We start from the raw sequence: 14,172 nt of genomic DNA, 5'->3' as shown, positions 1-14,172 counted from the left end.
TCGCCCATTTTGCTTTTTTAAATTTTATTTTGCTTATTATTAAGGCTATTATAATTGTAGTCCATACACAGTGGAATGTCAAGATAAAGCCCCTACTCAAGGTAGGGGCTCCATTCATGACATATACTTTGAATTGTACTCACAGCGAATCCTCTGTTCTTTAAAAAATAAATTATTTTTTTCTTATTCAGCTTCTCCGCTTCGCCGCGTTCTATTTCTTCTAGTAAACTTTCATCAGAAATAGAAAATCGTTGGTCTAGCAAATTGACAGCCACCGAACATTCATCATAGTCATCTAATATGCAAGACACGTCCAACCCTCGTTCACGCATCTTTTCACGGATATAATAAGTACTATATTTTTCAGCCTCTATATACGATCGCAAGGCTTCTTCTGCTAGTTCATCATCATCCAAGTACGACAATTCTATTAATTTTTCTTCCACTTCCGCAATGAGTTCACTGGGTACGGACCTTTGTGATAATTTACGTCGTAATTCCAGAGTACTTAACGACCTGGGGCACAATAAACGCAAAGCCTGATCTAAAGCACTAGAGAAATTCCAATCCTTATCACCACTTCTAGAGAATGCCATTATTCTATATCTGCTGCCACTGTATCAGTAACTGCATCAGCTTCATCGTCATGTCCAAGGACATTCAATGGTTCCGCTGCTAATGTATCACGAATGATAGAGTCAATTTCTTGGGCAATTTGAGGGTTTTCTTTCAAGAATACTTTAGCCGCTTCTTTACCTTGACCCATACGTTCTCCATTATAAGAATACCAGGCACCAGACTTTTTAATCACTTCAATATTGGCACCGATATCAATCAATGTACCTTCATAGGAAACACCTTCCCCAAACATCAAATCAAATTCTGCGACTTTGAATGGAGGGGCTACTTTATTTTTCACAACTTTTACTTTTGTACGGTTACCTACATGTTCTTTAGCAGAAGTCAACGCTTCCCCTTTACGTACATCTAAACGGATAGTAGAGTAGAATTTTAAAGCACGACCACCCGTAGTTGTTTCTGGGTTACCAAACATAACGCCTACTTTTTCACGTAATTGGTTAATAAAGATAATAACCGTTCTAGTTTTACTGATGGAGCTTGTTAATTTACGCAATGCTTTACTCATCAAACGCGCATGTACCCCAACGTGAGCATCTGTCATCTCACCATCAATCTCTACTTTAGGTGTTAAGGCCGCTACGGAGTCCACAACGATTAAGTCTACTGCACCAGAGCGAACCAAAGCCTCAGTAATTTCTAATCCTTGTTCACCATTATCTGGTTGGGAAATCAACAAGCTATTGATATCTACACCTAATTTTTTCGCATACACAGGGTCTAAGGCATGTTCCGCATCGATAAAGGCAACAACGCCACCATTGCGTTGCGCTTCTGCTGCTGCATGTAAAGCCACCGTAGTTTTACCAGAAGATTCTGGTCCATAAATTTCAATAATACGGCCCCGTGGGAATCCGCCTACACCAACTGCCAAGTCCAAGGCCAACACACCTGTAGAAATGACTTCAATGTTCATTTTATCAGCCGCTTCGCCCATGCGCATGATTGCACCTTGACCGAAATCTTTTTCAATTTGTTTTAAAGCCCCTTCTAAGGCTCTCATACGATCTTCTTGAGATCCACTTTTCATATCAATTGCTGCTTCTTTTGCTTTATCCTTTGCCATTGTTCTACCTTTCTATTAATTCTTTATATACATATTGAATCGCTCGTTCCGCTACACTTTTACGGATACTGTCACGATCCCCTATAAATATCTCTTTATGTACAGTAATACCTCGTGGTGCACCAATACCGATATACACAAGACCTACTGGCTTTTCTTGACTGCCACCGCCGGGACCTGCTATCCCTGTGGTCGCAATAGCATAGTCTGTATGTAATACACGAAATACACCTTCTACCATTTCTGTAGCGGTTTCTTCACTGACAGCACCATGTACTGCCAATGTATCTGATGATACGCCTAATACTTGTTCTTTCACCGTATTCGCATAGGAAATAATACCACCCTGATAATATCCACTGCTACCACCTAAGTCAGTCAATGTTTTTCCTACTAGGCCGCCTGTACAAGATTCAGCAGTTCCTATGGTAACGCCTCTTTCTACAGCCAACTTGTGAAAGTCTTCCAACACCGATGTATCTAAACTACGGATATCTTTCAAACGTTCTAAGAGGATAGATCTCCATGGACCTAATTTCTCTTGACAGTCTACTTTTGATTCGCCTTTTGCAGTTAAACGAATTTCAATATATCCTGGTTTGATCAATAGTGCTATAGTTGGGTTCTGCTGATTCTGAATCAAGTCTTGCAACAGCGTCTCGAGTTGCATTTCACGATATCCATACACAGCATACCGCTCAGAATAGATAATTCCTTGTTGTCCAAAGCGTTGTTCTAAAAAGGGGCTCACACTTTCTACAAAAGTTCCTTGTAATTCTGATGGAGGACCTGGTAATAAAATATATACCGTGTTATCCTGCTCCACTACTACTGCTGGTGCTACTCCTACTGGATTATGTAATACCTTCGCCCCTTCTGGTAAATACCGATCTCGGTCAGATTCGTAAGGTTTCACCCTACCTTGTTTCTCATAAAAGGAATCTACCTCACGACCTGCTTCTTCATGAAATACCAAAGGCAATCCTAGCGCATCTGCTAAGGATTTACGAGTAATATCTCCCTGGGTTGCACCTAAGCCTCCAGAACTGATCACAATATCTGCTCGCTCCCCTGCTCTCTGAAACACTTCTTTCATACGCTCAGGATTATCCCCTACCGTCGTTTGGTATGACACAGAATAGCCCCGACTGTTCAATTCTTCGCTAAGCCATTTTACATTTGTATTGACAATATGTCCTAGTAATAATTCCGATCCTGTAGAGATTAATTCTACGATCATGCTATCACCATCCTATACAGTTTCTACTACCACGTCATAAGCGAAACCTTGTGATACTTTTACAGTCACAATATCGCCTTCAGACAGTCCAGTTACATCTTCTACATACATGTTGCCATCCACGTCAGGAGCCTGCATTTGTAGACGACCTCGTGCCAAAAACTTACCTGGCTCTACTTCATCGATAGATTCTATCATACCTTGATGAATCGTTCCCTCTAAGTCACGATTATGTTCCTCTGAGACTTGTGCTTGGATCGCCATTAATGTATGGTATCGTTCTTCTTTCACTTCCTCTGGAATTTGGTCTTCCATCATACCCGCTGGTGTGCCATCCTCTTGGGAATAAGTAAATACACCCATATGATCAAAGCGGATGTCTTTGACAAAATCTGCCAATTCTTGGAATTGTTCTTCCGTTTCTCCAGGGAAACCTACAATAAGGGATGTGCGCAATGTAATATGTTCACTGCGATTGCGAATTTTATGTAATAAGGCCACAATGTTTTCCCGTGTATCCTTACGATTCATACGTTGTAACACAGTATTGTTAATATGCTGTAGTGGCATGTCGATATACTTGCACACCTTTGGTTCTGTCATAATTGTTTCTAACAATTCATCAGAGAAATGTTTTGGATACAAGTACAACATGCGAATCCATTCGATACCATCAATTTTTGCCAACCGTTTCAACAGCTCTGAAAGCAACGGTGTACCATTGTTCAAATCAGCTCCATAGTACGTAGTATCTTGGGCAATTAATACGACTTCTTTCACGCCTGCTTCTGCCAACTGTTGCACTTCTCGTTCAATGGACTCTATAGAACGACTACGATAGGCCCCACGCACTTTTGGGATGATACAGAACGTACAGCCATTATTACATCCTTCAGAGATTTTTACATACGCACTGTAATCCGGTGTCGTCATCATACGCGGCATACCTTCATCATACATATTTGTCATACTATCCATGATACAAATACGTTGACCATTTTGAATAGCCTCCACAGCTTCCATAATACGATTCCAAGATCCTGTACCAATGAGGGCATCAATTTCTGGAATTTCTGTAAACAATTCTTCTTGGTATTGCTGACTTAAACAGCCCGCCACGATAAGACCTTTACAGTCTCCATATTGCTTGTATTGACCAGCCTCTAATATAGTATTAATCGATTCTTCTTTTGCTTTCTCGATAAATGTGCATGTGTTGATAATAATTATTTCTGCTTTTTCTAACTCTTCTGTGATTTCATAGCCATTATCTTGTAAAGCTCCTAGCATCACCTCTGTATCCACCAAATTCTTGGCGCAACCTAAACTAATATAACCTAACAACTTACTCATGGTGTATCCTTTCTAAAACGCACTTGTCGTATCCATTCTTGTAATAATTTTGTTTCCTCTGCCTGTGCAATACCACCGGTCCACAATACTAACGGATTCCCTTGCCTATCCTTATGAGATGCTATTGTATCTATCGTTGCTATATAATGCACATCGTTATCTTTCCATATGGCTTGTAGTCGCTCTGAAAGCAACCATGTAATAAAGGCTTTACTTTCACTTTCATTCGTAGTGCCTTTTAAAATGGCAACCCCCATCATATCATAGGGCGTACCCTCTCTAGGATATAGTATAGTCAGAGGATATTTATGAACTTCATATAATTTGGCATCAGAATATCTACCAACGCCAATGTCAACATCACCGATAGCTGCCATACGCACAGGAGATGGTAATTCCTTTGCATACTGCACAATGTGCGGTCGCAAACTGTCAAAGTACGATATAGCTCCTTCTTGTCCATAAATACCACCAAAGGTATTTAGCAATGTAATTGCCCGTTCATCCGCCACAAAGTCTGTCACTGCAATGCGCCAAGGTCCTGTATAGGCCAAAGAAAACCATGTATTGACGTATTTCCCTTTAGCATTATAAAAATCATTATGGACTGCAAATACATACGGATCATACCATATACCCACCCACTGTTCATTGGTTCCATGAAAGGTATCCTCTACATTTTGAGTGATATTTGCAGGCAATCTATGAAACGCTCCATGCGTGACACCTTGTCCTAGATTAGGCACAGTAGAGATAACTAGATCTCCTTGTTGCTCTCCTTCTGGCAAAGCTAATCGAGTCCCCATTTGCTTTTGACCTATAGGAATCATATGAACTTTAACTTGGGCTTCTTTTTCATAGGCTCTTCCAATCGCCATCATCAAGTCAGGATCACCATCTGTATATACAGTCAGTTCCGACCGAGTTGGCACCACCAAATGATCTGCATCGGCTTGCTTCAATTCACTTAGCCACAGGCCTGCTCCAAAGAGTCCTCCCAAGACTATTATAAAGATACAAACCAATCGCACTCGTTTCATAGATTCACCCCCTTTTAAGTATTAGCGACACATATCTGAAATTCCTCTATCCTTACTTCTTCTTTTTCCTTACACCTATACCAATTTTAGAACCACTATTTTTCTTTTGTCCCCCTTTAGACATTCCTTTTCGAACGCCTCCACCGCTTGCATATTTCCCATCATGTGAAGTTTGTTGCTGTCTCGATGTGGCTGAATTTCTCTTAATATATCTAGGAGGAATTAAACAGAGTGGTCCAAATCCAATTAAATCTCTTCGATTCGCTTTTAGCAAGGCTTCTTTGACAAGATCGTAATTTTCTTCTCGTTTATATTGCATCAACGCCCGTTGCATAGCTTTATCTCTACCTTTTTTAGCCACATAGACAGGTTCCCCTGTGAGAGGGTTGATCCCTGTATAATACATGGCTGTGGATAAGCTACCGGGTGTAGGAATAAAATCTTGTACCTGTTCTGGTGTCATATTTTGATCACGCAAAAATTCAGCTAATTCAATAGCATCCTCTAAGGTACATCCTGGGTGAGAGCTCATAAAATAAGGTACCAAAAATTGTTGTTTACCTAATTTGCGATTCGCCTCATCAAACCAAGATTTAAATTTTAAAAAGTAACTTTTATTCGCTTTTCCCATAATGGTCGTCACATGTTCTGACACATGTTCCGGGGCCACCTTGAGTTGACCACTTACATGATGCTCACAAAGTTCTTTTACAAACTCTTTGTTATTATCATCCAATACATAGTCATAGCGAAGTCCAGAACGAACAAATACTTTCTTTACACCTTTTACGTTACGGACCTTACGCAAAATGCTCACATAGTCATCATGATTTGTATTTAATTGAGGACATGCTTTGGGCGCTGCGCATGTTTTCCCTTTACAAGCACCTACTTTTAATTGCTTTTCACAGGCTACATGACGGAAATTAGCAGTAGGTCCCCCTACATCATGAATATATCCTTTAAAGCCATCCATCGTCGTCATTCTCTTAGCTTCCTCTACAATAGATTCGTGGCTACGATTTTGAATAATTCGTCCTTGATGACTTGTGATGGCACAGAAAGAGCAGCTACCAAAACAGCCGCGATGACTGGTGATACTAAACTGCACTTCTGCTAAGGCCGGCACTCCACCAGCCCCATCGTACATAGGATGCCACTTTCTCATATACGGCAAGCTATACACATGGTCCATCTCTTCTTGTGTGAGAGGTAAGGCTGGGCTATTTTGCACTACATATCGATTACCATGACCTTGTGCAACAGCTTTTCCATAGTATGGATCTTGTTCATCAAATTGTATTTTAAACGCCTTTGCAAAGGTATTTTTATCTGTGGAAATAGCTTCATAAGAAGGACATTCAATGGCTCCTTCTGGGATTTCATTCGCCACGTAGCAAATACCTTTGATAGTCGGTAATTGTTTTCCAAGTTTATCTGTATCCAATGCCTCTGCTAAGGCAACAATTTGCTTTTCACCCATACCGTAGATAAGGACATCTGCCTTGCTATCAATGAGCACTGATCGCCGAACTGTATCTGACCAATAATCATAATGGGCAAATCGTCGCAAACTCGCCTCGATACCACCAATGACAATCGGCACACCCTTGAAAGCTTCTCGCATACGGTTTGCATATACTACCGTTGCTCGATCTGGTCGACGTCCTGATTCTCCGCCTGGAGAATAGCCATCATCACGACGATGTTTTTTGGCTGCTGTAAATTTATTGAGCATACTATCTAAATTACCTGCTGTCACCAAAGATGCTAATCTTGGCTTTCCCAGTACTTTAAATGCATTCACATCATTCCAATCAGGCTGAGCTATGATTCCCACTCGATATCCATGGGATTCTAATAATCTACCAATCACAGTCGGCGCAAACGAAGGATGGTCTACATAGGCATCGCCACTAATAATGACAAAGTCTAATTCTGCCCACCCTCGTGCATCCATTTCTGCTTTCGTAGTAATTAAATATTGTTCTTTCATACGATTCCTTATACTGTATTACACGAAAAATAGCCAACCTAAGAAAAGGGCAATGATGAGTACTAAAACTGCTAGTATAATACGTTCCTTCATCAATGTACGTTGTCTTCTCGCTCGTCTTCCTTGGTACGTCAATCGTTGCTTAGGCTCTTCTAATATGTCTTGTTCACGTCCTATCTCTGACTTATCTTGTCCCTTAGCAGATATTCTTCGTTTAGGAATCGTTAATGACTCACCAATACTATTTTTAAAAGCATCTACCATTCTCCGACTATCAATTCCTAAAAATTCACTATAGTTTTTGATAAAGCCTTTTATATAAATACTTCCTGGTATCTGGTTAAACTCATTATGTTCCAACGCATGTAAGTAAGCTACTTTTATATGTAATACATCTTCTACTTGTTCTAATGTGTATCCGCGTCGCTGACGCTCTCGTCTAAGTTCTTCGCCAATCGATGCCATAGAACCTCCTATATATATAGGTGCCATCTACATAACGCAAATGGCACACTACTCTAATCTACTGTAAAATTGGGGAAATATAATTCTCGAATTTGATCTTCTCCCATTAATATATCTCGACCTTTACTACTATTCGTAGGTGGTCCAATAATCTTCATATCTTGCATCGTATCGATTAAACGACCAGCTCTAGAAAAACCTACACGCAATCTACGTTGCAAAATAGAAGCAGAAGCACTTCGCTGTTCCAACACAATTTGTACAGCTCGTTCTAACAATTCATCCTGCTCTTCATCAGTGCTCACAGCATCTGAAGTTTCAGCACTCCTATCTGTTTCAGCCATCATAGCCTCATCATATTCAGGCTGTCCTTGACCTTTCACAAAGGCAATCAATTCTTCTACTTCTTCATCAGAAATAAAAGCACCTTGGATCCGAATTGGCTTATTCGCTCCAATTGGATTGAACAACATATCGCCACGACCCAAGAGGCGTTCTGCCCCCGCTTGGTCAAGAATGGTACGAGAATCGATTTGAGTGGCTACTGTAAAAGCAATACGGCTCGGCACATTGGCTTTAATTTTACCTGTAATCACATCTACCGACGGGCGCTGCGTTGCCAATACCATGTGGATACCTGCAGCACGTGCTTTGGCAGCCAAACGGTCAATAGACTCTTCCACATCAGGATTTGTCATCATCAAGTCCGCTAATTCGTCGATAATAATTAAAATTAATGGCATTGCTTTGGTTGGGTTTTGTTTATTATAGCTTGCCACATTACGTACACCCGCAGTAGCCAATGTCATATAACGAGCATCCATTTCACGGACCGCCCAGCGAAGCACTGCAGCAGCCTTATTCATATCTGTCACTACGGGCAGCATCAAATGAGGAATACCATTATATACAGATAATTCAACCATTTTAGGATCTACTAAAATCAACTTTACTTCATCAGGCTTGCGGCTAAACAAGATACTAGAAATCAGTGTGTTCACACAAACCGATTTACCAGATCCTGTAGAACCTGCTACCAATAAATGAGGCATTTTAGCCAAGTCCGTTATAACCGGCATATCCGCAATATCTTTACCAAGGCCTACCGGAATACCACCACTAGCTTGTTGAAACTCTTCGCAGTCAAGTACATCTCGTAAATGTACAGCTGATACATTTTTATTGGGAATTTCAATACCCACTGCAGACTTTCCTGGTATAGGTGCTTCCATACGAATATCAACAGCGGCTAAGCTCATTTTCAGATCATCTTGTAGTCCCATAATACGACTTACTTTTGTCCCTTTTGCAGGCTCTAATTCATAGCGGGTCACCGTAGGGCCTTGCGTAGCATTGACAACCTTTGCGGTAATGCCAAAATTATCTAATGTTTCTTCCAATAATACCGCATTATGAGCCACTTCTTCACTTGTGACAGGGTTTGATTTTCCTTGTGAAAGCATCGTTAACGGAGGGTATTGATATGGCTTTTCAATCGTCCGTGGACGAGCCACTCCATCTATACTCACCGCTACAGCAGCAGTATCCTCTTTGGTTGTTTCTATCGTTGGCACTTCCACCAAAGGCTCTACATAATTTGTAGCCTGTAAAAATGATGGCGGAGTGATAGGATCTAATGTCGTAGATCTCTCTGTTCCATACGGTTCTTCATCTACATCGGTGCTATAGATATCTCCTGATGTATCATTTGATGAGAAATCATCTGTAACTTCATCTTCACGAGGTTCCAATTCAGGAATATAGCTATCTTCATCATCGTCTTCCACAGGATTAGGATCCATTATTACTTCTGTATTAGACTGCATTGGTTCTACTGTAGCAGTATCCTCTATACTTCCATCACCATGTTCTGCCAACTCCACTACAGTCGTAACTGACGTACTATCAGCATCTTCTGCCTCTATACCTACAGATCCTTCGGATTCTAGATCAGACGTTGTATCTTTGTCTTTAGGGTAACGCATATCCTTTTCACGGTCATAGGCTTTACGACGTTCTTCACGCCATTCTTCTTTCCATTCATGTACTTGCTCACGAATAGCCGTCGCTGTTTCACTTGCCTTTTCTTGCGCTATTTCCAACCCTATACTAGCTGTGTCTTTCGCTTTATGAAGGCCCTGGCGAAGGGATAACCTAGTCACCCCAAGTATACATAATATGGCAATGACAGCCGTTACAAAAATGCCACCCATATCCCCTAAGAGTTTTCTAAATAGCATACCAAAGAGGCCCCCTATAACGCCTCCATTATCTGCTAATGCAGTGGTTGCTAACTCATCACCGGCTGGTACTTTCCACAATACCATTTGCACCATAACTACTAGCAATACAACTGTATATAAAAGACCTTTTCTCGTAACAGAAGCTAGTTTCCCCTTATATAACCAGCACCAGCCATTGTAGAGAAGCCATACTGCTACAGCCCATCCACCTAGGCCGAACCCATAGGTAAAAATACCGCTAATGACACTTCCCAAGGTGCCTGTATCGACGCCCATCATACCGATGAGGCCTACAATAGCAAAAGCCATCACTAGGAGCCCCTTTATTTCTGTACGATTCGTAGGCTTCACGTTGTTTGAAGTACTCTTACGTTCCGTCTTAGAGCTTCTTCCTGTGCTCGATCGTTTCGATTGTATCTTCTGTTTACCTTTCTTTTCCTCAGCCATATTACACTCCACATTTCCGTTCCTATCATATACCTTAGCACTTAATTATACCATTTTCACCTATGAAAGTATATCGAAAAACCTCAACATTAGTTGGTACAAATACATTTCTAGAGAGTTTCTATTATTTCGATTGTTTCCTATCTTCCCATTGTTCAATTAACGCTCTTTCACAGCCACGGTCCAATGGAGTATACATCATTTCACCTGCTAAATTATCCGGTAAATATTGTTGCTGTACATATCCATTCGGATAATCTTGTGCATACCGATAACCTACACCATGCCCTAACTGTTTAGCCCCACCATAATGGGCATCTCGCAAATGCATCGGTACCTCTCCCTGTTCCTTATGCCGTACCACTTGTATGGCCCTATCAATCCCCACATAAGCAGAGTTACTCTTCGGTGCTAATGCAATATACAACGCCGCTTCCGACAAAATGATTCTCGCTTCTGGTAATCCTACCATATGTGCGGCTTGCGCTGCTGCATTAGCCACTACGAGCGCTTGTGGATCTGCTAAACCTACATCTTCTGCCGCACAAATAATGATACGCCGCGCAATAAATACTGGATCTTCCCCGGCCTCAATCATGCGTGCTAAATAATACAATACTGCATCTGGATCAGAACCTCGCATACTCTTAATAAAAGCAGAAATTACATCATAATGGTTATCACCTTTTTTATCATACCGGTATACCCTACGACCTAACACCTTCTCAAGTATGTCTACAGTAATTTCTCCTTGAGATCGAACCATAGCCCCCACTTGTTCCAAAATATTCAAGGCCATGCGAGCATCTCCATCTACAAAACGGCCTATATCTTCCAACAGTTCGTCTGTAGCAACAATCTCTTTCTTGCCTAGACCATATTCTGTATCTGTCAATGCTCGTCGTAAAATAGCTACTAACGCTATGGGTTGTAATCGTTCTAATGTAATCAAACGCAACCGAGACAATAGGGGGCGATTTACTTCAAAAAAGGGATTTTCTGTGGTCGCTCCGATCAAAATAATTTGTCCGCTTTCTACGGAAGGTAATAATACATCTTGCTGACTTTTATTGAAACGATGAATTTCATCTAAAAATAAAATTGTTCGTTGCTGTAAGGAGTTACGAAACCGTACCGCTTCTTCTATTGTGCTTCGCAACTCTCCAATCCCAACATTAGTTGCATTGAGCATAACGAATCGACTACTAGTTAATTCTGAGATAATCTTAGCTAATGTTGTTTTCCCTGTTCCCGATGGCCCATACAATAGTAGTGACGGTACCGTATCTTCTTCAATCATAGATCGAAGAAATGTCCCTTCACCTACCACTTTCTCTTGTCCAAAAAAATGATCTAACGTCCTTGGACGCATACGCACTGCCAATGGCTCAAAGGGATCCACCGATTCTATAGTCTCAAACAAATTCATCTTCACACCTCCCTATTTAAAGTTTTTTTCGTAGTATTTCCAAACTGCTATTTTACAAACACAATCATCTAAAACTCAAACATACATACCTTTATTATCTGTATTTTCATTATACAATTATCTAGTTATATAGTCTATATGTTCTTATTAATACAAAAAAAATAAACCACCATTAGGCGGTTATATAAAAGCCCCACTATGCCGTATCCATACCGTGTTTTGATCCTGCAAAGGCAGGTGGGTTTCCTCCTCGTAAGTTTACAGTCCTCGTAGAGGCAGAGCGCCCTCACAAGAGCGAGAATCCCTAAATTAAAATGTTGGCTCAAAACTGCGATATAACACGCACATAGCAGGAATTTCTTTACCCATAGTATAGCAGAAAGGAACGGCCATTTCAAGAAGAAATACACCGTTCCTTTCCTTACAAGTATAACAATTTTCTATTGGACAAATTCGATTATACTAATTTTTCTTTTGTCACATCTGTTTTGATGTATAGTTCACGTAATTGTTTAGGTGCTACTTCAGATGGAGCTTGGCTCATCAAGTCCGATGCGCTTTGTGTTTTAGGGAATGCAATCACATCACGGATGGATTGACGTTTCGCCATCAACATAACAAGACGGTCTAAACCAAAGGCACAACCACCATGTGGAGGCGCACCATATTCAAAAGCATCTAACATAAAGCCGAATTTAGAACGACTTTCTTCTGTGCTTAAGCCGATCGCATTGAATACTTTTTCTTGTACATCAGATTGGTAAATACGGATGGAACCACCACCGATTTCAACGCCGTTTAATACCATGTCATAGGCAATGGCTTTAACAGCGCCTGGATCTGTGGCTAATAATTCCATATCTTCTTCACGTGGAGATGTGAATGGGTGATGCATTGCTACGAAGCGTTTATCTTCTTCATCGTATTCAAACATAGGGAAATCTGTTACCCACAAGAAGGCTAATTTATTTTCATCAATTAAGCCACGACGTTTACCCATTTCAAGACGTAATTCACCAAGAGCTTTTGCTACAACTGCAGGTTTATCTGCAATCATCAATACCAAGTCACCTGGCTCTGCATTCATTGTTGCACCAATGTTGCGCACTGTATCTTCGCCTAAGAATTTCATAATTTGAGATTTGATTGTGCCATCTTCATTGAAGCAAGCCCAAGCCAAACCTTTGGCACCATAGATGCCTACGAAGTTTGTCAAATCATCTAATTCACGACGTGGAATCCCTGCATAACCTTTCACCACGATACCTTTTACTTGACCGCCGTTGTCGATAACAGAACGGAATACTTTAAACTCAGTATCTTTCACACAGTTTGTTACATCTGTGAAAGTCATGTCAAAACGGATATCTGGCTTATCAGAGCCGTATAAGTTCATCGCATCATCCCAAGTCATGCGAGGCATTGGCAATGGAATCTCAACATCTTGTGCCGCTTTGAATACATGGGCAATCATTTGCTCTTGCATATTCAAAATTTGTTCTTGATCCATGAAGCTCATTTCAATATCGAGCTGTGTAAATTCAGGTTGACGGTCTGCACGCAAATCTTCATCACGGAAACAACGTACAATCTGGAAATATCTTTCATAGCCAGCTACCATCAAAATTTGTTTAAAAATTTGTGGAGATTGTGGCAATGCATAGAATGTACCAGGATTCACACGAGATGGAACTAAGTAGTCACGTGCCCCTTCTGGTGTACTTTTTGTCAACATAGGTGTTTCAATTTCCAAGAACCCATTGTTATCAAAAAAGTCACGCATTGCTTTTGTCACTTTGTGACGCAAGATCAAGTTCGCTTGCATTTCTGGACGGCGAAGATCTAAATAACGATATTTTAAACGAATATTTTCATCTACATCGATATTATCTTGGATATAGAATGGAGGTGTTTTCGCTGCATTCAATACGCGCAACTCTTCACAGTACATTTCAAACTTACCAGTTGGCAAGTTTGGATTCACAGCCGCTGCATCACGTTCTGTAATCGTGCCACGTACGCACAACACATATTCGTTACGTACATCTTCTGCTTTATGGAAAGAATCCATATTGTGATCTGGAGATGCCACGATTTGCACCACCCCAGAGCGATCACGTAAATCAATAAAAATCAACCCACCATGGTCACGACGGCGCTCTACCCAACCGCAAAGTACCACTTCTGTTCCCACTTGTTCTGCACCGATTAATCCACAATGGTGAGTACGGTGTAAACCTTTCATAGTTTCCAT

Annotated in this window: 10 protein-coding genes and 1 other RNA gene; all 11 read right to left on the bottom strand. The window is 40.9% G+C overall.

Annotated features, from left to right (window positions below; translation table 11 throughout):
* Positions 1-92: 92 nt before the first annotated feature.
* Positions 93-596: a regulatory protein RecX gene (locus EO122_RS01275; protein ID WP_127009026.1), complete on the bottom strand. Its 504-nt coding sequence runs from the start codon at positions 594-596 to the stop codon at positions 93-95.
* The gene (gene recA, locus EO122_RS01270; protein ID WP_371413166.1) at positions 596-1,705 is read right to left on the bottom strand and encodes a recombinase RecA; all 1,110 of its coding nucleotides are present in this window, start codon (positions 1,703-1,705) and stop codon (positions 596-598) included. Before recA ends, EO122_RS01275 begins: the two co-directional genes overlap by 1 nt.
* A 4-nt stretch (positions 1,706-1,709) precedes the next feature.
* A complete protein-coding gene (locus EO122_RS01265; protein WP_127009025.1) occupies positions 1,710-2,945 on the bottom strand; it encodes a competence/damage-inducible protein A in 1,236 nt (411 codons plus the stop codon).
* Positions 2,946-2,957: 12 nt separating this feature from the next.
* Entirely contained in the window at positions 2,958-4,298 is a 1,341-nt protein-coding gene (rimO, locus tag EO122_RS01260; protein WP_127009024.1) for a 30S ribosomal protein S12 methylthiotransferase RimO, read from the bottom strand.
* A complete protein-coding gene (locus EO122_RS01255) occupies positions 4,295-5,338 on the bottom strand; it encodes an ABC transporter substrate-binding protein (RefSeq protein ID WP_127009023.1) in 1,044 nt (347 codons plus the stop codon). The genes rimO and EO122_RS01255 overlap by 4 nt, the downstream gene beginning before the upstream one ends.
* Positions 5,339-5,390: 52 nt before the next feature.
* Positions 5,391-7,334: a YgiQ family radical SAM protein gene (locus EO122_RS01250; RefSeq protein WP_127009022.1), complete on the bottom strand. Its 1,944-nt coding sequence runs from the start codon at positions 7,332-7,334 to the stop codon at positions 5,391-5,393.
* 18 nt (positions 7,335-7,352) lie between these two features.
* Entirely contained in the window at positions 7,353-7,799 is a 447-nt protein-coding gene (locus EO122_RS01245) for a helix-turn-helix transcriptional regulator (protein WP_127009021.1), read from the bottom strand.
* Positions 7,800-7,852: 53 nt separating this feature from the next.
* Positions 7,853-10,489: a DNA translocase FtsK gene (locus EO122_RS01240; protein WP_127009020.1), complete on the bottom strand. Its 2,637-nt coding sequence runs from the start codon at positions 10,487-10,489 to the stop codon at positions 7,853-7,855.
* 124 nt (positions 10,490-10,613) lie between these two features.
* Positions 10,614-11,918, bottom strand: a complete 1,305-nt coding sequence (locus tag EO122_RS01235) for a replication-associated recombination protein A (RefSeq protein WP_127009019.1) — start codon at positions 11,916-11,918, stop codon at positions 10,614-10,616.
* Between the two features lie 186 nt (positions 11,919-12,104).
* Positions 12,105-12,277, bottom strand: a non-coding RNA gene (ssrS, locus tag EO122_RS01230) — 6S RNA.
* A 98-nt stretch (positions 12,278-12,375) separates the two neighbouring features.
* The gene (gene aspS / locus EO122_RS01225; RefSeq protein ID WP_127009018.1) at positions 12,376-14,172 is read right to left on the bottom strand and encodes an aspartate--tRNA ligase; all 1,797 of its coding nucleotides are present in this window, start codon (positions 14,170-14,172) and stop codon (positions 12,376-12,378) included.

Source organism: Veillonella sp. CHU110, from assembly GCF_003992255.1.
In the GTDB taxonomy this organism is placed as follows: Bacteria; Bacillota; Negativicutes; order Veillonellales; family Veillonellaceae; genus F0422.
The sequence above is the reverse complement of the archived record's forward strand: the minus strand, read 5'-3'. Positions and strand labels throughout refer to the sequence as shown.

What these genes read in the sequence shown, in the direction of transcription:
- EO122_RS01245 (WP_127009021.1), bottom strand. Translation starts at nt 7,799, where the DNA reads ATGGCATCGATTGGCGAAGAACTTAGACGAGAGCGTCAGCGACGCGGA.
- recA (WP_371413166.1), bottom strand. Translation starts at nt 1,705, where the DNA reads ATGGCAAAGGATAAAGCAAAAGAAGCAGCAATTGATATGAAAAGTGGA.
- aspS (WP_127009018.1), bottom strand. Translation starts at nt 14,172, where the DNA reads ATGGAAACTATGAAAGGTTTACACCGTACTCACCATTGTGGATTAATC.
- EO122_RS01255 (WP_127009023.1), bottom strand. Translation starts at nt 5,338, where the DNA reads ATGAAACGAGTGCGATTGGTTTGTATCTTTATAATAGTCTTGGGAGGA.
- EO122_RS01250 (WP_127009022.1), bottom strand. Translation starts at nt 7,334, where the DNA reads ATGAAAGAACAATATTTAATTACTACGAAAGCAGAAATGGATGCACGA.
- EO122_RS01275 (WP_127009026.1), bottom strand. Translation starts at nt 596, where the DNA reads ATGGCATTCTCTAGAAGTGGTGATAAGGATTGGAATTTCTCTAGTGCT.
- EO122_RS01235 (WP_127009019.1), bottom strand. Translation starts at nt 11,918, where the DNA reads ATGAATTTGTTTGAGACTATAGAATCGGTGGATCCCTTTGAGCCATTG.
- rimO (WP_127009024.1), bottom strand. Translation starts at nt 4,298, where the DNA reads ATGAGTAAGTTGTTAGGTTATATTAGTTTAGGTTGCGCCAAGAATTTG.
- EO122_RS01265 (WP_127009025.1), bottom strand. Translation starts at nt 2,945, where the DNA reads ATGATCGTAGAATTAATCTCTACAGGATCGGAATTATTACTAGGACAT.
- EO122_RS01240 (WP_127009020.1), bottom strand. Translation starts at nt 10,489, where the DNA reads ATGGCTGAGGAAAAGAAAGGTAAACAGAAGATACAATCGAAACGATCG.